An 18,852-nucleotide genomic window follows, 5' to 3' on the forward strand; every position below is an offset into this window, starting at 1 on the left:
GGCGAGCTCACGCCGCTCCCGTTTGGGCAGCCCCTTGGCCTCCAGACCGAATTCGATGTTGTGGCGGGCCGTGCGCCACGGGAGCAGTGCGTACTGCTGGAAGACGATTCCGCGATCCAGACCGGGGCCGGTGACGGGACGGCCGTCGAGCAGGATCTGTCCAGAGGTCGGCGTACCGAGACCACCGAGAAGGTCGAGCAGGGTGGACTTTCCGCAACCGCTCGGGCCGACCAGCACGAGGAACTCGCCGTCGGCGAGGTCGATGCTGATGTCGTCGAGAGCGGTGAAGGTATCGCTCGTGCCGCGTACCGGGAACTGCTTGGTGACGTGGTCGATCCGGAGTTTGGGCTCGCTCACTTCGCCTCCTCGAGAGGTTCACCGTTCGGGCCGCTGGTGGGTTCGTAGGTGCCGTTGGCGTAGGGATTGAACTCGTTCGTGAAGACGTCGTCGAGGTCGATCTGTCCTTCGTCGAGTTCGCCGTTGCGCGTGAGCCAATCGATCCAGGTCCGAATCTCCTGGTCGGTGATCACTCCGCCGGGTCCGGCCACGCCGGGGCTGCGCCAGTACTCGACGAGGCTCGTCGACTCGTTGCGTCCGCGCCCCTCGATGATCTCCTTGTACTTCGCGATCACCTCGTCGCGCGGGGTGACCTGCGTCCAGCGGATGGCACGGGCCGTGCCCTGCACCAGATCCGCGACGGCGCCGCGGTTCCGCTCGATGAAGTCGTCGCGGAACACCAGGGTTCCGTAGGAGAACGATCCGAAGAGGGATTCGTCGGTGAACAACGGGCGGATGCCGCCTCGTTCGACGGCGGTCTCACGGAACACGCTGCCGAGCGTTCCGACGTCGATCTGTCCTTCGCGCAGAGCCTGTTCCGTATTGACGGGCGGCACCACGATCAGTTCGACCTGCGCGATCTCCTCCGCGGTCAGGCCCTGCTGGGCGAGCCATTCCCGGACGAGAAATTCGTGGTGGGCGCCGAGGGTGTTCATGCCGACCTTCTTGCCGATCAGATCGCGTGCGGTGCGGATCGGATTGTCCTCGAGGACGAAGTAGCCGGTGAAGGTCTGCTCGTCGGAACCGTAGTAGGCGAGCACGGAGGTCAGCGGGGAGTTGCCGGCCTGCGCCTTGATCACGGCGCCGTTGAACGCGCCACCGAAGTCGACCTGGTTCGTGGCGGTGTTCTGGAGCGACTGGGGGCCGTTGCCGTTGTCTCCGATCCACTCCAGTTCGACGTCTTCGAAGTACCCGAGCGCTTCGGCGAGTTCGGGGAATCCGACCTGGCCGGCCGAACCCTCGTAACGGAGGACGGTTCTTCCGTCCGCGGTGGTGGTTGCCCCCGACCCCGAGCACGCGGTCGCGACGGAGGTGAGGGTGAGAAACGCTGCGGCGGCAGCGACGACGCGCAGACTACTTCTGCGCAGAGGGGATGCGGGCATCAGGATTCGAGTCCTCGTGTCGGCCCGAGGGTACGGGCGCGGTGATGGGTACCCGGCCCTTCCGGGTACAGGAACTACGCACCGGTGGTGCGACGATGGCATGACTGTCGCTCAGCGACAACACAACCGACACTCGGACACGGTCCGTCCCCCTTCGGTGTTCTGCGACGGTGACAGCATCCCCGCCCGGCAGAGGTGGTCACAACGATTGTGCGCAGAGTGATCCGAAGTGGGTGAATCCTCGTCCACGCACGACGAAGGCCGGCACATCGACTGTGCCGGCCTTCGTCGTGGTGGACACGATCCGCGCGGGCGCTTCACCGCCTCGGATCGTGTCCGTCTTCCGTCCCCTACCGATCGACCGGGCGCGGTGGGTGGGTTTCGTACACCGTCTTCCTGGTTGCGGCCGAGGTCAGCGACGGAAGAGCGACCGTATGCCTCGACGCTCGGCGCGGGCCGGGACGGTGTCCTGACCGCAAGTGCAGCGATCGGCGGCGGGGACGGAACGCAGGACGGCGTCGACATGCTGTCCGCATCCACCCCATCCGGTCTTTCCGCAGTTCGGGCAGGCGACGGGGTAACACATGAGAGTCCTCCTCGATGAGAGTTCGCTACGGACCCGGCGACGGGGTCAGGAGCGCGAGGCTGCGCGTTGTTCGGCAACCCGGTTGTGGATCTCGGCCATGTCGAGGGCCTCGATCCGGGTGATCAGGTCCTCGAGAGCCTGTGCCGGCAACGCGCCGGGCTGCGAGTAGACGAGCACACCCTCCCGGAAGGCCATGATCGTCGGAATCGAGCGGATGTTCGCCGTGGCGGCGAGTTGCTGTTCGGCTTCGGTGTCGACCTTGGCATGCACGATCTCGGGGTGCGCCTGCGACGACTTCTCGAAGACCGGCCCGAAGGCGCGGCACGGGCCGCACCACGATGCCCAGAAGTCGACGAGCACGATGTCGTTGCCGAGAACGGTGGATTCGAAGTCCGCCATCGTGAGGTTCTTCGTCGTCATGAGTTCTGCTTCCTTCTCGGGGTCGGAACGATCAGGCGGGGACGTGGGATTCGGCCCATGCGTTGTAGCCGCCGAGCAGATCCGTGACGTTCTCGAAGCCCTGGGCCCGCAACAGTGAGGCCGCGACGCTCGAACGCCATCCCCCCGCACAGTGCACGACGATCGGCTTGCCGGACGGGACCTGGTCCAAGCGGGTACGCAACTGGGCCAGCGGGATCGGCACCGCACCCGGAATGGTTCCGAACTCGCGCTCACCGGGATTGCGGATGTCGACGAGGGTGACCGCGTCGGCGGCGAGCAACCGGTCGAGTTCGTCGACCGATGTCCTGGATGCGGTCTCGACCAGATCGGCCAGTTCCGCCGGGAACACCCCGTCCCGATCGACGTTCAGATATCCTGCAGCGCCGTCCGATCCGATTCGGGCCAGACGCACCGCGGCGTCCTGCTCCTCGCCGGGATAGGTGATCAGTACGATCTTCTCGCCCACCTCGGCGACCATGCCGCCGGTCTCGGCGAAACGCCCGTCGAATCCGACGTTGATCGAACCGCGCAGATGCCCGGCGGCGAAGTCGTCGACGCTGCGCGCATCGAGGACACGCGTGCCGGCGGCGAGTTCCGCCTTCATCCGCTGGGGGCTCAGCTCGGGAATCGTGTGGTCCTGCGCCAGAAGCGGGTGCATCCGCTTGTTCATCGCGGCGTCGACCGAGAAGTACGACGGTGCGGCCGGCTGACCTTCGGTGACCAGGGCGACGAAGTCGTCCTCGCTCATCGGCTGCACGGACGGGTTGGTGGCGCGCTGTTCGCCGATGGTCGAGGTGAGTTCGGTCGACAGGTTCTTCCCGCAGGACGAGCCGGCACCGTGAGCAGGCATGACGACGACTTCGTCGGGCAATGTCAGCAGCTTCTCGTGCACGGTGCGGTACATTGCGCGAGCCAGATCGGCACTCGAGCCGTCGCCGAGGTTGACCAGATCGGGACGCCCGACGTCGCCGATGAACAGCGAGTCCCCGGTGAGCACTGCGGCCGGGACGGCGCCGGAATGCTCGCGCACCAGCACCGAGATCGACTCCCAGGTGTGGCCCGGGGTGGACAGGATCTCGAGTTCGACCTCCCCCAGCGACAACTTCTCGCCGTCACGCAGACGGCGGATCGGGTAGTCGGTCTCCGCCGCTTCACCGAATCCGATCCACGCACCCGTGGCGTCGACCAGCTCGAGATGACCGGAGACGAAGTCCGCGTGGAAGTGGGTGTTGATCACACCCTCGATGGTCAGGCCGTACTTCTCTGCGTCGGAAAGATATTCGGTGATGTCGCGGCGGGGATCGACCACGACCGCCCTGCCCGTGTTCTCGTCACCGATGAGGTAGGACGCATGGGAGAGGCACTCGATGTAGTACTGCTCGAGAATCATGGATTCCTCCGTTGCTGGATCCGGATGGCGTTCCGGTGATATGGACATCGTGGCATATACCCCCTAGGGTATGTCAAGTACCCCCCGGGGTATCGGTTCGCTTCCGGAGCCCGGCCCTGCCGGGACGATCACATTTCTTGCTCATACCCCCAGGGGTATGTATACGATGGTCCTGCAATACCCCCGGGGGCACCTCCTCGAACCCCTACCGATCCTCATGCTCGAAAGGCCACTCATGACCGAGTCCCCTACCGCCACCGTCGATCCGAATTCCCTGCACGAATCGATCGATTCGGGCGGGCCCGTACGGATCGTCGACGTCCGGACTCCCGGCGAGTTCGAGTCCGTGCACATTCCCGGCGCCTACAACGTCCCCCTCGACCTGCTGCGTGAGCATCGCGACGAGTTCTGCGCCCATCTCGACGAGAACGTCGTACTGGTGTGCCGCTCCGGGCAGCGTGCCGGCCAGGCCGAACAGGCCCTGCGTGAAGCAGGGTTGCCGAACCTCCACATCCTCGAGGGCGGCATGCTCGGCTGGGAATCGGCCGGCCTGCCCGTCAACCGCGGCGCCGATCGATGGGATCTCGAACGCCAGGTCCGGCTCGTCGCCGGCTCGCTCGTCCTGGGCTCGGTTCTCGGAAGCATCGCCGTGCCGAAACTCAAGTGGCTCGCTGCCGGCATCGGCGGCGGGTTGACCTTCGCCGCGCTGTCGGACACCTGCGCGATGGGCATGCTGCTGTCCAAGCTGCCCTACAACCGCGGGGCACAGTGGGATCTCCAGAACGTCGTCACCCAGTTGACCGGAGGTCCGTCCTGCCCGGCCGAAAGGAAACTGGCATGGTCGCGCTGACCGTAGCCCTGGCGGTCCTGGTCGGCGTCACCCTCGGACTGCTCGGCGGCGGGGGCTCGATTCTCACCGTCCCCCTACTCGCTTACGTCGCAGGGATGGATGCAAAGGAGGCGATCGCCACCTCGCTGCTGGTCGTGGGTGTCACCAGTGCGGTCGGCGCGATCTCCCACGCTCGCGCCGGCCGCGTGCAGTGGCGTACCGGCATCCTGTTCGGCCTGGCCGGCATGGTCGGCGCCTACGGCGGTGGTCTGCTCTCGCGCTTCATTCCGGGCACCGTACTGCTGCTCGGCTTCGCCGTGATGATGATCGCCACAGCGATCGCCATGCTCCGCGGCCGCAAGAACAAGGCTGCGGCCGGCGAGGGCGACGCTGCGATGCCCGTCGGCAAGATCCTGCTCGACGGTGTCGTGGTCGGCCTGGTCACCGGTCTCGTCGGTGCCGGCGGCGGCTTCCTCGTCGTGCCGGCCCTGGCATTGCTCGGCGGCCTGCCCATGCCGATCGCGGTCGGCACGTCGCTGATCGTGATCGCCATGAAGTCCTTCGCCGGACTCGGAGGCTATCTGTCCACCGTGCAGATCGACTGGCGTCTCGCGGCGATGGTCACCGGTGCCGCCGTCGTGGGCAGCCTCATCGGCGGCCGCCTGACCTCGCTGGTCGATCCGGACACCCTGCGCAAGAGCTTCGGCTGGTTCGTGCTGATCATGTCCTCCGTCATCCTCGCGCAGGAGATCCACCCCGGCGTCGGCATTGCCACGGCGGCACTCACCGTGGTTGCCGCCGGCGCCACCTATGTCTGCAACCGCAGCGAGCACTGCCCGCTGCAACGCCTCGGAGGACGCTCTCGCACCGCCGTGGCGGCGGGCTGAACGCACGACCCGGAAGCACTCACCCGTTCTCGACAGACCCGAACCGAGGAGTTCGCCATGGAGGAAGTCGACACTGTCGCTCTGATCACGGCGTGGGAGTCCGGAGCTCCGGTGCTCGATGTCCGCGAGGACTACGAGTACATCCGGGGCCACGTCCCCGGCGCCCGGTCGATCCCCCTCCCCGAACTGTCCGCCCGCGTGGGGGAGGTACCGCCGGGAGAGACCGTCTACGTGATCTGTGCGTCCGGAAACCGGAGCAAGCGCGGAGCCGAGATCCTCGAATCCGCGGGACGGTCCGCAGTGTCCGTCGCCGGCGGGACGAGGGCGTGGGTCTCCGCGGGTCGGGAAGTGCGGCGCGGACCCACCCCCTGAGCGCCGCGCCGAACTTCTTCACCAGCGGCCTGCATGCCGCCTTCGATGACGGCATGCAGGCCGTAGAGTGGAACTTCGCCGGGCAGGGCCCGGACGATGGTGAAACGAAAGCGGTGACACGGACGTGATGGGCCTCGGCGAGCTGGAATCGGCGATCATGGACGTGCTGTGGCAGAGCGACGAACCCCTTCGAGTACGCGACGTGCTGGCACGCCTCGAGCCCGACCGGTCGCCGGCCTACACGACCGTGATGACGGTCCTGGACAACCTGCACACCAAGGGCATGGTCACCCGCAGCCGAATCGGCCGTGGTTACAGCTACCGCGCAACCCGTAGCCGCGAGGAAACCGCGGCAGAACTTCTGCGGCACGTGCTCCGGACGTCCGGTGACGCCGAACAGGTCATGCTGCACTTCGCCAGTTCTGCGACGGAGGACGAATCCCGGATCCTGCGCCGCGCCGCCCGGCGGACCACGGCCCGCAACCGCGGGAACCTGCCCTCGTGATCGTTGCAGCAGCACTGTTCGTGGCAGCGCTCGTCCTCGGTTTCGCGGCGCCGCGATGGCTTTCGCATCTGGCCTCCCCGGGCCGCGATCCGCGCGGTGCGCTCACCGCGTGGGTATCGACCGAGGTCCTGTTCGTCGCGGCACTGGCCGGTGGTCCCCTGGCGGTAGCCACGCGACCCGGTTTGCAGATCGATCATCTGCCGGTACCGGCCTCGTGTGTGCGTACGGCGCGGGACGAAGGATTGCTGCCGTGGCTGCCCTATCTGGAGACAGCGCTGTGGGTGGTCGCGGGCGCGGTTCTCGTGCGGATCGCCGTGGTGGTGTCCCGTTCGTACCGCAGGCACCGCCGCGAAACCGTTGCCCACCTCAACCTGGTCCGCATCCTCGGAAGGATCCGGAGGCACGCCGGGGGTGAAGTCATCTGGTTGCAGGACACCGCCTGCGCGGCATACAGCATCGGCGGCCGTAACGGCACTGTCGTGGCCGGCGAGGGACTGAAAGCGCTGGACCCACCGACGCGTCGGGCGGTACTCGATCACGAGTAAGCACACATCCGCGGTCGCCACCATGTGCTGGTGGCGATCAGCGGGGCCCTGAGGACGGCGTTGCCGTTCGTGCCGCTGTGCCGCCAGGGAGCGCCGTGGATACGTGTGCTCGTCGAGTTGGCAGCAGATCGCCGGGCCGCGCAGTCCTGCGGACACGATGCGGTCCGCGATGCTCTGCTCCGGTGCGCAACGACGCTCGATCCGGCGGCACGAGAAGAAGTATCCGACGGGTATCTCGACGCGAGGCTCCGGTGGTTGAGTCCGGTTCGCAGGTCCGGCCGTTCGCACCGCGTACTCGCTCGTTCTTTCGCCACTCGTCCTTTCGCAGTGGCCTTGTCCGCTCTTCCCGCATTCCTCACGGGAGTCTCCGTCGTCGGAATCGTGACCGCGTCCTGCCTCACCGTGTGATCGGCGATTCACAGGAGTCGTCGCAGGGACGCCGCCGCCACCGGTAGAGAACGGCGCCGGCGAGCAGGGCCAGCGAGAGGACGGCGAGGATCGGCTGTAGCGGGGCCCACCATCCGAGTGCTCCGGACGCGCCGATCGTGACGAGCACCACTTTGTTGCAGACCGGGCAGCCCACGGCGAACACGGTCAGCATCACTCCGGCCGCGGGTGTCGCCGTCCGCGGACTGCCGGAGTGGGAGTTCTGTAGACCGAACCACAGCGCGGTCAGCACCACGGTCGCGCCGAGCACCGGGTATTCCCACCAGCGCACCGGGATCTCCCGGCCGAACCACGGATTCGCGAGGATGTCCGTCGGTACGCCGACGACCAGAAGAGTGATCACCCCCGCGGCCACCGCTCGGAGCAGGGCTCTGGTCCGATACGAATTCTTCTGAGCGATTGCGGGATTGCGAGTCTCGAGAGCTGCGGGAGGGGTGGTCACATCGGGATCCTTGTCGACGGAGAGTGGCACAACTACTAACCAGCTTAGTAGCGCGAGCTACTATCCTGCTTAGTAGTTCGGGGCGGTCGATCCACTCCGGCACGACCGACCGTGGAGGCACGCATGACCCCGACGAAACACACCGTCCGCACCCGGCGGGACCTGTGGCTGCTCGGCGCGCTCGGCGTCGTCGTCGCGGTTCTGCTCGCGTTTCTCGTCGTCGGCCGCACCGGCGCCGAAGATGCGGCCGAACCTGTGACGACTCCACAGATGGGACCGGTCGGAGATATGTCACGGCGCATCGACGGTGACCCGTTGGCGATCGGCGCGGTGGATGCTCCCGTGGTGTTGGTCGAGTATTCCGACTACCGCTGCCCGTTCTGCGCCAAGTTCAGCCGCGACGTCGAGCCGGCTCTGATCGACAAGTACGTCGACGAGGGCATTCTGCGCATGGAATGGCGCGATCTTCCGATCTTCGGCGACCAATCGATGGCCGCTGCCCGTGCCGGACGCGCCGCCGCCGCACAGGGGAAGTTCTGGGAGTTCAACGCGACCGTCTACGCAGCTTCCCCCGATCGCGGCCATCCCGACCTCACGCCGGAATCTCTGCGCAGCTTCGCAGCCGAGGCCGGAGTGCCCGACCTGGATCGATTCGGCCGGGAGGCCGCGGACCCGTCCGTCGACCAGGCCATCTACGCCGACATGCTCGAGGCGAACACCATCGGCGTATCGAGTACGCCGTCGTTCGTGATCAACGGCACCCCGATCCTGGGCGCACAGCCGCTCGGAGTCTTCGAGCAGGTCATCGAGGCAGCGGCCGGGGTGGCGGAGTGACCGAGATCGGCCTGCTCGGCGCTCTGCTCGGCGGCGTACTCTCCCTGCTCAGTCCGTGCTCGGCGCTGCTGCTGCCCTCGTTCTTCGCGTATGCCTTCGACGGCGCGGGGCGCCTGGCGGCGCGCACGGCACTCTTCTACGCGGGATTGACCTCGGTACTCGCGCCCCTGGGAGCCGGACTGGGATTGATCGGTGCGCTCCTGACCCAGCACCGCGCCTTGGTCACCCTGGTCAGTGGCACCATTCTCATCGGTCTCGGCATCATGACCGTTGCCGGCGGAGGCTTCGCGTCGAAGTCGGCGCAGCAAGCCGCGAACTCGCTGACCGGCTCCGGCGCCCTGTCGGTGTTCGCGCTCGGAGCCGTGTACGGATTCGCAGGATTCTGCTCCGGACCCCTGCTCGGGAGCGTGCTGACCATCGCGGTCGCCGGGGGGCACCCGCTGCACGGGGCCGTGCTGATGGCCGTCTATGCCCTCGGTATGGCGCTGCCGCTGTTCGCACTGGCCCTCGCGTGGGAACGATTCGAGCTGCGAAAGCGCACCTGGCTACGAGGACGTCCCATCACCCTCGGCCCCCTGCGAACCCATACCACGTCTTTGATCTCGGGGCTGCTGTTCATCGGCATCGGCGTGCTGTTTCTCGTCACGGACGGCACCGCGAATCTCACCGGTCCGATGGGTGTCGACGAGCAGTTCGATCTGCAAGTAGCACTCGGCCGGTGGACGCAGGAGGTGCCCGTCGTCCCGATTCTCCTGATCGTCACGCTCGTCGCGTTCTTCGTCGTCATGCGCCGCGTGGTGCGGCAACGGCAAAGACGCTGACACGCGCCACCGCGATCCTCGGGTCGCTCGCCGGATGCCCTCGGTCGCACGACTCACACCCCCGATTTGATACCCCCGGGGGTACACTGGTCTGCAGAACTAGGAAAGGACGCCTCCATGGTCGGCGACGAAGACAGCATCGCATTGGTACTCAACCGGCTGCGCCGCGCGCAGGGGCAGCTCGGCGGAGTGATCGCGATGATCGAACAGGGCCGGGACTGCAAGGACGTCGTCACTCAGCTTGCAGCCGTGTCGCGCGCGCTGGACCGCGCCGGTTTCAAGATCGTGGCGAGCGGCCTGAAGGAATGCATGAACGGCAATGCCGAGGACGGCAAGGAACCGATGACCGAGGTCGAACTCGAGAAGCTCTTCCTCGCCCTGGCCTGACCCCTCCCCGTCCGAGAGAAAGCAGGACACCCATGACACTCGCACTCTCGACCACCCTGCACACCTCGTTCCCCGACGCGGTCGAACGCACCCGTAAGGCGCTGTCCGAGCAAGGATTCGGCGTGCTCACCGAGATCGACATGAAGGCCACCCTGAAGGCGAAGCTCGGCGAGGACATGGAGGATTACGTGATCCTCGGGGCATGCAATCCGCCACTGGCGCACCGCGCAGTGACGGTAGACAGGCAGATCGGGCTCCTGCTCCCCTGCAACGTCGTGGTCCGCACCGATCCGAACAACCCGGAAACGGTCGTGGTCGACGCGATGAACCCGCAGATGATGGTGCAGGTCGCCGATCAACCGGGACTCGCGGAGGTCGCCGACGACGCCACCACCGCCCTGTAGGCCGCAATCGATTCGCTGAAGGCGGACGTACCGGGGAACTGAAGGCGACACCACGAAGGCCGGCACAGAGCTGTGCCGGCCTTCGCCGACCGTCTCGAGTTTCGCAGGGTCGGCCCAGAACGGAAGTTGCCGGGCGTGCTCCACGAAGTCGCGCAGGTCGTTCGGAAGCCCTTCGGGCAACGGCCGAGAGTTCTTCCGCCCGGCAGTTCCTCGTTCCCATGGCGCTTCCGGACGTTCAGTCGACGCGGTAGTACCGCCCGGCATCGTCCAATCGTGCACGCAATGCGTCGATCGCCGGCCGTTGCCCCTTGTGCAGCTTCGTCTCGGCGTCCGCCGCGACGACCCAGCGCGCCTCGTCCACCTCCGGGATGGTGATCCGCTTGCCGGATCGCGGGGGCCATTCGACCTCGCACGTATTGCTCTCGACGAACTTCAGCTCCTCCGCCGTCTCCCCCGCGTAGATGCTGACGATCTTGCCGGACGACTGCCGGTAGCGACCCAGCAACGACAACGGCACATCCGGGGGCTCGATCCCGCATTCCTCGGTGAACTCGCGCAGGGCGACCTCGCGAGGATCCTCCTCGGGCCCGTACTCTCCCTTCGGTACCGACCAGGCGGCTTCGTCCTTCCCCTTCCAGTACGGACCGCCGGGGTGGACGAGCCACACGCCGAGCAGTCCGGTGTCGTCGATGCGATAGAACAGCAGACCCGCACTGGTGACGGCCATCATTACTCCTGTATCCCTGTGACAGGTTGACGCAGAACGGTTCTCAACTTCGCAGGTGCGGTACGGCGAGGGTCGGACAGGTAGATCTCGTGGTGTTCACCCGCGAACGTCAGGCCTCGCTCCGGCATCACCTGGGTGTGCAGGCGCCGCAGTACAGGTCCTTCGTCGTCGTACGGTCCGATGTGCAGGATCTGCAGCGCTCGGCCCTCCGTCATCCGGAACGGCCGCACCCGCGGCAACGAGGGAAGCGACTTCTGCTTCGCGCGGGCCTTCTCACCCGCGGACACGATCGCCTCGGTCACCGTGTCGCCGGTGATCCAGGGTGGCTGCGCGATCATCATCCGCCACGACCAGGAATCCTTGCCCCGGGTGTGGAAGGTGGTCATGTCCTCGCTCCACCACAGACCTTCGAGAGGTCCGACGACGAAATCCCGGCCCCGTTCCTTCTGGGAGGTGAACTTCAGGGTGTACGCCACCGAATAGAGAGCTTCGACGGCGTCGGCGTACTCCTCGGAACTGTTCGGATCGCCCTTGCCGTCGACAGCGAGATAACCGAACTCGGGGACGTGCACCTCGGTGAAATCCTCGGTCGAGCACGAGTACAGCTCGCGGTGCTCACTCTTGATGTCGTATTTGTCCACCGTACCCCTTCCGTTCGAGGACGAGAATAGGCGTCCGGCGACCTCCGTACGCGCGATCCGCCGTTGCCCTCGCCCTGCAGCCGATCGCGTCTAACATCGTCCCCATGCTCGACGAGAGCACCCAGAAGACATTCGAGGAGAACCGCACCCACCTGCTGTCGGTGGCGTACCGCCTCACCGGCAGCATCGCCGACGCCGAGGACGCCGTGCAGGACGCGTGGCTGCGACTCGCGGGCGCGGATGTCTCCGAGGTGCGCGACCTGCGTGCCTGGCTGACGACGGTCGTAGGCCGGTTGTGCCTCGACAGACTGCGCTCGGCCGCGGTGCGCCGCGAAACCTACGTGGGCCAGTGGCTGCCCGAACCCATCGTGGCGCCCCTCGGCTCCCCTGCTCCCCCGGACCCGCTCGACGAGATCGTGCGCGACGAGGACAACCGCCTGGCCGCGCTCGTCGTCCTCGACAGCCTGACACCGGCGCAGCGCGTCGCGTTCGTGCTCCACGACGCGTTCGACATCCCGTTCGACGACATCGCCCGCATGATCGGGGACGCCGGCGGCACGACCCGCACGGCGCTGAACGTCGTGGTCGGAGCCGAGAAGGGTGGCGCGTTTCATCCTCGGACTGCTGCGGCTCTACGGCACCGAGGCGTCGACGGCGTTCGAACAGGTCCTCGTGAACGGCGAGTCGGGTCTGTTGAACCGCGGTCGCCCGGCCGAGGACGGTCGGCCGGGCTTTCCCACGCGTGACGGCGCGGACCGTGCGGGACGGACGGATCCGGGCTGCCTACGACATGGCGGATCCCGAGAAGCTCGAGCGCGGAATCCTCCTGGACGACAGCATCTTCGATCGGTCGTCAAGCGCTCCCGGTCTCACCGGTGCGCGGTTCGGCCCACGGCACGCGGCAGGCGTCCGTGCTGAAACCCTGATCGTGGATGCCCAGAGCCGAGTTCATGCGCGCACGCATGTTCTCGAGCGCGATCTGATAGGTGAGTTCGACGACGCCCGCCGGCCCGAAACGACGCTCGAGGTCGGCGACCTGTTCGTCGGTGACCTCCTTCGCCACGTCGCCGGTCATCGCGTCGGCGTAGGCGATCGCAGCCTTCTCGTCGTCGCTGTAGAGATCGGAGGTCTCGTACTCGGCGATGTGGGCGAGTCGTTCGGTGTCGAGTCCGTCCAGTCGCTGCAGCATCGTGCCGAAATCGATGCACCACGAGCATCCGACGGTCCACGCCACGCGATAGACCGCGATCTCCCGGACCGCGGTGGGCAGGACGGTGGAGGCGCGTTGGGCGAGCATCTCGTGGACTCCGCTCGTACGCATCAGCCTCGGATGGTGCGCCGTCACCGCGAAGGGTTCGGGTACCGAACCGAACCTGCGGCGGGCGAACGCATACATCGCACGGGTCGTCGGGCCCGCGCGGTCGGGAGCGACGGCTTCGAGTCGTGCCATGACAATGTCCTTCCGATACGGCCGACGGAGCCTTCCGTCGGATCCGAGGTGGTCTACACCATGGAGACGAGGCAGGCCGCACGGATGTGACACCTCGGGCGCTACGCTGCAGGAATGGTTGATTCGACGACTTCGGGACGGGTTCGTACGGTCTCCCGGTTACGACCGTTCGCCTCGACGATCTTCGCCGAGATGACCGAACTCGCCGTCCGGCACGGCGCGATCAACCTCGGGCAGGGCTTTCCCGACGTCGACGGTCCGCCCGCCATGCTCGAGATCGCCCGTCGCGCTATCGCCGAAGGCGTCAACCAGTACCCGCCGGGGTCCGGCATGCCCGTGCTGCGCGAGGCCGTCGCCGCCGACCGCGCCGCGCGGTACGGCCTGCACCACGACCCCGACTCCGAGGTGCTCGTCACCGTCGGCGCCACCGAAGCGATCAGCGCCGCCATCCTCGGACTCGTCGAGCCCGGCGAGGAGGTGCTGCTCACAGAGCCGTACTACGACTCGTATGCCGCCGCGGTGGCTCTCGCCGGGGCGACGCGGCGCACCGTGCCGCTGACCCGTTCCGGGAACGGGTTCGTGCTCGACGTCGACGCCCTACGCGACGCCGTCACCGACCGGACCCGGATGCTGGTCGTCAACAGCCCGCACAATCCCACCGGCACCGTCTACGACCGTGAGGCGCTGACCGCTCTCGCCGAGTTGGCCTGCGAACGCGACCTGCTGGTGCTGTCCGACGAGGTGTACGAACATCTCGTCTTCGACGGTCGCGCGCACATTCCTCTCGCGTCGCTGCCGGGCATGGCCGGACGAACGGTCACGGTCTCGAGTGCCGCCAAGACGTTCAATGTCACGGGCTGGAAGATCGGTTGGGCGATCGGCCCGCGCGAACTGATCGACGGGGTACGTGCCGCGAAGCAGTTCATGACGTTCGTCGGAGGGGCGCCCTTCCAACCCGCGGTGGCGCACGCGCTGACGCACGAGCAGGAGTGGATCACGTCGATGCGCGACGATCTGGAGCGCAAACGAACCTTCCTGTCGCGTGCGCTCTCCGATGCCGGGGTGAAGGTGTTCGACTCCGCCGGAACGTATTTCGTGTGCGCCGATCTGACACCTGTCGGCAGGTCGGATGCGGTCGCCTTCTGCCGGGAACTTCCCGGGCGGATCGGGGTGGCCGCTGTGCCGGTGAGTGTCTTCGTGGACGATACCGCCTCGTGGAATCACCTGGTGCGCTTCGCGTTCTGCAAGCGGGACGAGGTGCTCACCGAAGCGGTGGCACGTCTGAACGGATTGCAGGAGGCGCGCTAGATGTTGCGTCCGACCATTCCGTCCGACTTCGTCTCGCGAGCGGTACGGGTGGGAGCCGAGGAGGGCATCGATCTGCAGCCCGCTCTCGACGCGGCGCGCATCAGCCGTGCGGTGCTCACCCATCCCCATGCGCGCCTGACGCCGGCGCAGGTCAGCCGCTTCACCCAGCTGGTCTGGCAGATCACCGACGACGAACTCTTCGGCATCGCAGCGGCACCCGTGCCTCGCGGCACTTTCCGGGTGATGTGTCTGACCCTCATCCACCGGCCCGATCTCGACCGCGCCCTGCGGCGGATGATCGAGGTCAACCACGTCCTCCGTTCCCTGCCGCAACTGAGCCTCACCCCGGGCGGGTCCACCACCTTCCTGGAGGTGGAACTGCCGGAGGTCGTGGACGACAAGACCCGTGTGGTGGTCGACTTCCTGCTCATGCTGCTGCACCGTTTCGCGGCGTGGCTGGTGGGAGGCCGCGTCCCCCTCGAATCGGTGTTCCTGCCGTACACCGAACCCGATCCTGTCCTGGCCCGCAGTTACGACGCGATCTTCGGCGTGCCGGTGACCTTCGGCGCCGGACGCGCCGCGCTCCAGATCGACAACGCCGCACTGAAATCCCCACTCGTGCAGACGGAGGAATCACTCGAGGAGTATCTGCGGGATTCTCCGAACCTCATTCTGTCCGAACGTGATTACGAATCGACGGTCTCGACCCAGGTGCGGCGGATCTTCGAGTCGGGCATCGAGGGACGGACGGCGACCGCCGAGGACATCGCCGGCAGGCTCGCGGTGAGCGCTCCCCACCTGCGACGTCTGCTCCGTCAGGAGGGCACGTCGCTGGGGCAGTTGCGCGAGGAGGTTCTCCGCGACCTCGCGATCGCCGGGCTGAGACGCGGCGAAGCGGTCGACGACCTGTCTTCCCGGCTCGGTTTCTCCGAGCCGAGCGCCTTCCGGCGGGCATTCAAGAGATGGACCGGGAATACTCCTCGCTCATACCGCGAACACCGCTGACGGTTGCGGACGCCGACCGAGGCAGTGCAACCGGGTACCCGCACAGTCGCGGATCGAAACTCGATCGGACCAGCAGTTTTCGGTCGTGGATCGGAGAGTGGCCCAGGCCGGTGCCGGGCTTGCATTCGCGCATTTTCAGTGGGAACGTCGGAAGGGAACCGTCATCGACTGTCGAGAGGGTGATCTACGAGCTATGCGCACGATCGTTCGCGACGACTATCCGACCCGCGGTCGCACCGCCTGTGAGTCCGTCGAGAGGAAGGATCCCGTCGTCTGGGGTTCGGCAGCCGACGGGCCGCTCGACGCGGAGGCAGTGGTCGAGTACGACCGCCGCGGATTCCACACCGCCGAAGGACTTCTCGCCGCGCACGACGTCGGGAACCTTCTGGAGGAGACTTCGCGCCTCGGCCGCGAGCTCGGTGACGACGACCGCGTGGTCCGCGAACAGGGCAGCGGCGACGTCCGCTCGGTCTTCGACGTGCATCGGCTCAGCGATCTCGTGGACTCCATCGTCCGCAGGCCCGAGATCGCCGGAATCGCACGGCAACTGCTGGGATCCGACGTGTACGTCCACCAGTCGCGGCTCAACGTCAAGCCCGGCTTCCGCGGCGGACCCTTCTACTGGCATTCGGACTTCGAGACGTGGCACGCAGAGGACGGCATGCCCAAGCCGCGCGCTCTGAGTATCTCGATAGCCCTCACCGAGAATTACGGCTACAACGGCGGTCTGATGATCATGCCGGGTTCGCACAGGACGTACGTCTCCTGTGCTGGTGAGACGCCCGACGACTACTATCGGGAGTCGCTGGTCACCCACGTTCCGCAGACGGGTTCGCCCGACGAGGACACCCTCACCCGCCTGGCGGCCGAGCACGGTATCGCGACCTTCACAGGCCCGGCCGGGTCGGCGACCGTCTTCGATTCGAACTGTATGCACGGTTCCAACGGAAACATCACACCGTTCCCGCGCTCGAATCTGTTCGTCGTGTTCAACAGCGTCGAGAACACGCTCGTCGAACCGTTCGCCGCATCGAAACCGCGGCCGTCCTATCTCGGCAGCCGCGACTTCACGCCTCTGCGGTAACCCGGGTGAACACACCACCGGGGTGAGGCCGCCGCCGGTTGGGCCGGGTCGTCCTGCAATGTCCCGGCCGCAACCGGCGTACGGAGGTCTCGTCACACGGGGGCCTGATCACATGGAGGCCTCGCGCCTTTTCACGTCGATCGGCATGGCGCGTCCACCGGAGCCGAAGATCGCTCGTCGGAGGGTGAATCTGCCCAGGTCGGGATCGTAGGGCCGGTATGCCGCATACACGAGGACGTGGAGACGTGACTGCAGACGGATGAGCTGGAGAATCTCCGGCGTCAGGCGGCCGTGCAGTTCGAAGGTGTCGATTCCCGATCGGATGTAGGCCGCGTACTCACGCGGCGGTGTGTAGGCCCGGCGCGGCGACAGATCGACGTACAGGTCGGTCAGCTGGGCGATCTCGATGTCCGCCTTGCGCAGGCACAGCGCGAGATCCAGATCCTCGTGGATCCTCGGGTCCGTACTGACGACGTCCCGGACCTGCTCCCATGCGGATCGTCGCAGCGCCATGTTCGCGCCGTGCAGATTGTCGATCCGCCGTTCCCCACCGAACGTTCCCTGGGCCACCCGCTTGCCGACGTACCACTTCTTGAGCGCCCGGTAGGGAGAATCGTACGAGTTGTTCAACCCGCTGATCGCTCCCACTGCCGCAGTGTCTTCGCGCGCGAAGAAGGTACGAACGGTACGGGCCCACTCCGGGCGAACCCGCGTGTCCGCGTCGATTCGTCCGATGAGATCCCCTGTCGCCGCATCGAATCCGGCATTGCGCGCGAATGCGACACCCGGCCGCTCCTCGACGATCCGGCGGACGAGCGGGTCGCCGGCGGCGACGGCATCGACGATCTGCGCGGTGCGGTCGGTGGAGTTGTTGTCCACCACCAGAATTTCGTGAATCTCCGACCGCTGCGCGAGCAGTGCCGCCAGACACTGTCCGATGTAGCGTTCCTCGTTGTGGGCCGGCACGACGATCGACAACCTGTTCGTAGCCATGGGGCGACGGTACCCGACGGGGTGGGGACCGGCGGAGTCGTCATCGCAGACGACTCCGCCGGTCCTTCCGGCCGCGGACGGAGAAGATTCAGCCGCGACGGGTACGCACCGCCTGCGCGAGACGGTCGAGTTGCACCGCGGTGGTGTCCCAGTCGATGCACGCATCGGTGATCGACCTGCCGTAGTCGAGCTTGTCGGCCTCCCCGAGAGTCAGGTCCTGGCGACCCGACTCGATGAAGCTCTCGAGCATCAGGCCGACGATGCCCTTCTCGCCGGCCTCGATCCGCTCCGCGACATCGGTGACGACGTCGACCTGCTTGTTGTGGTCCTTCCGGCTGTTGCCGTGGCTGGCGTCGATGACGACACGCTCGGGCAATCCCGCCTTGCGCAGCCGGGCCATCGTGTCGGCGACGGTCTCGGCGTCGTAGTTCGGGCCCGCGCTGCCGCCGCGCAGGATGACGTGGCAGTCGGGGTTGCCGACGGTCTCGATCAGCGCGGCCTGGCCATCGAGGTCGGTGCCGGGGAAGACGTGGGTCGCCGCTGCGGCCCGGGTGCCGTCGACCGCGACCTGCACGTCGCCTTCGGTGGAGTTCTTGATACCGACGGGCATGGACAGCGCACTGCACAGCTGGCGGTGGACCTGGCTCGCGGCGGTGCGCGCGCCGATGGCTCCGTAGGTGACCAGGTCGGCGTAGTACTGCGGGAGGATCGGGTCGAGGAACTCGCATCCGACGGGCAACCCGAGGCCGGAGACGTCGAGCAGCAGCTTGCGGCCGATGCGCAGGCCGGTGTTGATGTCGAAGGTGCCGTCGAGGTGCGGGTCGTTGAGCAGGCCCTTCCATCCGAGGGTGGTGCGCGGCTTCTCGAAGTACACCCGCATCACGACGTGCAGGTCGTCGCGCAGCTCCTCGGCCTTGGCGGCCAGACGGCGCGCGTAGTCCATCGCGGCGGCGGGGTCGTGCACGGAGCACGGACCGACCACGACGACGAGACGGTCGTCGGTGCCGTTCAGGATGTCGACGGTGCCTGCGCGGCCCGAGCGGACGGTTGCTGCAACGACGGCGTCAGGTGCGTACTCGGCACGGATCTCGGATGGCGCGACGAGAGGGCTGACCTTGACGGTGCGCTGTTCGTCGAGATTCGACGTGGAGATTCCGGTGGTCGCGGTTCCGGTGGTGGGGCTCATCGATGGTTCCTGTTCTCGGTGGTTCGGATTCCGACCCGAGAGAACCTGCGATTCCGACGAGCCGGTCTGGATCCGGCTCGTAGGTGGAGAAGTCAGCGCGTGGTCACGCCGACCGACCCACCCCGGGCC

Annotated in this window: 22 protein-coding genes and 1 pseudogene; 13 read left to right on the plus strand and 10 right to left on the minus strand. The window is 66.8% G+C overall.

Going from position 1 to position 18,852, the window contains the following annotated elements; all coding sequences use genetic code 11:
* From R1101_RS0104985 to R1101_RS0105000, 4 genes are all read right to left on the minus strand, one after another.
* Positions 1-357: ATP-binding cassette domain-containing protein (locus R1101_RS0104985; protein WP_016932379.1), on the minus strand; the 357-nt coding region annotated here is incomplete at its 3' end.
* Positions 354-1,439: an ABC transporter substrate-binding protein gene (locus R1101_RS0104990; RefSeq protein ID WP_016932380.1), complete on the minus strand. Its 1,086-nt coding sequence runs from the start codon at positions 1,437-1,439 to the stop codon at positions 354-356. The genes R1101_RS0104990 and R1101_RS0104985, both read right to left, overlap by 4 nt.
* Before the next feature lie 631 nt (positions 1,440-2,070).
* Positions 2,071-2,445 (minus strand): thioredoxin, encoded by a 375-nt coding sequence (gene trxA / locus R1101_RS0104995; RefSeq protein WP_016932381.1) that lies wholly within the window; start codon positions 2,443-2,445, stop codon positions 2,071-2,073.
* Between the two features lie 31 nt (positions 2,446-2,476).
* A complete protein-coding gene (locus tag R1101_RS0105000; RefSeq protein ID WP_016932382.1) occupies positions 2,477-3,856 on the minus strand; it encodes an MBL fold metallo-hydrolase in 1,380 nt (459 codons plus the stop codon).
* A gap of 235 nt (positions 3,857-4,091) precedes the next feature.
* Between R1101_RS0105000 and R1101_RS0105005 the strand changes: the two genes are divergently transcribed.
* The 5 genes from R1101_RS0105005 (at position 4,092) to R1101_RS30835 (ending at position 6,994) form a co-directional block, all read left to right on the plus strand.
* Positions 4,092-4,706 (plus strand): rhodanese-like domain-containing protein, encoded by a 615-nt coding sequence (locus R1101_RS0105005; protein WP_016932383.1) that lies wholly within the window; start codon positions 4,092-4,094, stop codon positions 4,704-4,706.
* Positions 4,694-5,572 carry a sulfite exporter TauE/SafE family protein gene (locus R1101_RS0105010; RefSeq protein WP_016932384.1) on the plus strand — a complete coding sequence of 293 codons (879 nt, stop codon included), beginning with the start codon at positions 4,694-4,696 and terminating at the stop codon, positions 5,570-5,572. The genes R1101_RS0105005 and R1101_RS0105010 overlap by 13 nt, the downstream gene beginning before the upstream one ends.
* Positions 5,573-5,629: 57 nt before the next feature.
* Positions 5,630-5,944, plus strand: a complete 315-nt coding sequence (locus tag R1101_RS0105015) for a rhodanese-like domain-containing protein (protein ID WP_016932385.1) — start codon at positions 5,630-5,632, stop codon at positions 5,942-5,944.
* Positions 5,945-6,071: 127 nt separating this feature from the next.
* On the plus strand, positions 6,072-6,449 hold the full coding sequence (locus R1101_RS0105020) for a BlaI/MecI/CopY family transcriptional regulator (protein WP_016932386.1): 378 nt from the start codon (positions 6,072-6,074) through the stop codon (positions 6,447-6,449).
* Positions 6,446-6,994 carry a hypothetical protein gene (locus R1101_RS30835; RefSeq protein WP_016932387.1) on the plus strand — a complete coding sequence of 183 codons (549 nt, stop codon included), beginning with the start codon at positions 6,446-6,448 and terminating at the stop codon, positions 6,992-6,994. Before R1101_RS0105020 ends, R1101_RS30835 begins: the two co-directional genes overlap by 4 nt.
* Before the next feature lie 397 nt (positions 6,995-7,391).
* Here the strand turns inward: R1101_RS30835 and R1101_RS0105030 are convergent, their stop codons facing one another.
* Positions 7,392-7,883: a hypothetical protein gene (locus R1101_RS0105030; RefSeq protein ID WP_232284677.1), complete on the minus strand. Its 492-nt coding sequence runs from the start codon at positions 7,881-7,883 to the stop codon at positions 7,392-7,394.
* Positions 7,884-8,006: 123 nt separating this feature from the next.
* Here R1101_RS0105030 and R1101_RS0105035 point away from each other — a divergent pair, with 123 nt between their 5' ends.
* From R1101_RS0105035 to R1101_RS0105050, 4 genes are all read left to right on the plus strand, one after another.
* Positions 8,007-8,717, plus strand: a complete 711-nt coding sequence (locus R1101_RS0105035) for a DsbA family protein (RefSeq protein ID WP_016932390.1) — start codon at positions 8,007-8,009, stop codon at positions 8,715-8,717.
* On the plus strand, positions 8,714-9,538 hold the full coding sequence (locus tag R1101_RS0105040) for a cytochrome c biogenesis CcdA family protein (RefSeq protein ID WP_016932391.1): 825 nt from the start codon (positions 8,714-8,716) through the stop codon (positions 9,536-9,538). The genes R1101_RS0105035 and R1101_RS0105040 overlap by 4 nt, the downstream gene beginning before the upstream one ends.
* A 117-nt stretch (positions 9,539-9,655) precedes the next feature.
* Positions 9,656-9,925: a metal-sensitive transcriptional regulator gene (locus R1101_RS0105045; RefSeq protein WP_006551708.1), complete on the plus strand. Its 270-nt coding sequence runs from the start codon at positions 9,656-9,658 to the stop codon at positions 9,923-9,925.
* Between the two features lie 32 nt (positions 9,926-9,957).
* The gene (locus R1101_RS0105050) at positions 9,958-10,329 is read left to right on the plus strand and encodes a DUF302 domain-containing protein (protein ID WP_016932392.1); all 372 of its coding nucleotides are present in this window, start codon (positions 9,958-9,960) and stop codon (positions 10,327-10,329) included.
* A gap of 235 nt (positions 10,330-10,564) precedes the next feature.
* Here the strand turns inward: R1101_RS0105050 and R1101_RS0105055 are convergent, their stop codons facing one another.
* On the minus strand, positions 10,565-11,056 hold the full coding sequence (locus tag R1101_RS0105055) for an NUDIX domain-containing protein (RefSeq protein WP_026002898.1): 492 nt from the start codon (positions 11,054-11,056) through the stop codon (positions 10,565-10,567).
* 2 nt (positions 11,057-11,058) lie between these two features.
* Complete coding sequence (locus R1101_RS0105060) at positions 11,059-11,697, minus strand: GyrI-like domain-containing protein (RefSeq protein WP_016932394.1); 639 nt, start codon at positions 11,695-11,697, stop codon at positions 11,059-11,061.
* 104 nt (positions 11,698-11,801) lie between these two features.
* On the opposite strand from R1101_RS0105060, the pseudogene R1101_RS25895 reads away from it, so the two are divergent.
* Positions 11,802-12,532 (plus strand): annotated as a pseudogene (locus R1101_RS25895) (sigma-70 family RNA polymerase sigma factor); the annotation flags it as partial.
* A gap of 18 nt (positions 12,533-12,550) precedes the next feature.
* Here R1101_RS25895 and R1101_RS0105070 read toward each other — a convergent pair.
* Positions 12,551-13,147: a carboxymuconolactone decarboxylase family protein gene (locus R1101_RS0105070; RefSeq protein ID WP_016932395.1), complete on the minus strand. Its 597-nt coding sequence runs from the start codon at positions 13,145-13,147 to the stop codon at positions 12,551-12,553.
* 114 nt (positions 13,148-13,261) lie between these two features.
* On the opposite strand from R1101_RS0105070, the gene R1101_RS0105075 reads away from it, so the two are divergent.
* The 3 genes from R1101_RS0105075 to thpD all read left to right on the plus strand — a co-directional run bounded on the left by R1101_RS0105075 (position 13,262) and on the right by thpD (position 16,544).
* Positions 13,262-14,455: a pyridoxal phosphate-dependent aminotransferase gene (locus R1101_RS0105075; RefSeq protein ID WP_026002899.1), complete on the plus strand. Its 1,194-nt coding sequence runs from the start codon at positions 13,262-13,264 to the stop codon at positions 14,453-14,455.
* Complete coding sequence (locus tag R1101_RS0105080; protein ID WP_016932397.1) at positions 14,456-15,460, plus strand: AraC family transcriptional regulator; 1,005 nt, start codon at positions 14,456-14,458, stop codon at positions 15,458-15,460. It begins immediately after the preceding gene.
* A 193-nt stretch (positions 15,461-15,653) separates the two neighbouring features.
* Complete coding sequence (gene thpD / locus R1101_RS0105085; protein ID WP_016932398.1) at positions 15,654-16,544, plus strand: ectoine hydroxylase; 891 nt, start codon at positions 15,654-15,656, stop codon at positions 16,542-16,544.
* Positions 16,545-16,652: 108 nt separating this feature from the next.
* On the opposite strand, the gene R1101_RS0105090 is transcribed toward thpD, so the two are convergent.
* Together R1101_RS0105090 and R1101_RS0105095 are read right to left on the minus strand one after the other, a co-directional pair.
* A complete protein-coding gene (locus R1101_RS0105090) occupies positions 16,653-17,537 on the minus strand; it encodes a glycosyltransferase family 2 protein (protein ID WP_026002900.1) in 885 nt (294 codons plus the stop codon).
* A gap of 88 nt (positions 17,538-17,625) precedes the next feature.
* Positions 17,626-18,723, minus strand: a complete 1,098-nt coding sequence (locus R1101_RS0105095; protein ID WP_016932400.1) for a 3-deoxy-7-phosphoheptulonate synthase — start codon at positions 18,721-18,723, stop codon at positions 17,626-17,628.
* Between the last annotated feature and the right edge of the window lie 129 nt (positions 18,724-18,852).

Origin of the sequence: Rhodococcus sp. R1101 (genome assembly GCF_000278445.1) — a bacterium.
In the GTDB taxonomy this organism is placed as follows: Bacteria; Actinomycetota; Actinomycetes; order Mycobacteriales; family Mycobacteriaceae; genus Rhodococcus; species Rhodococcus gordoniae.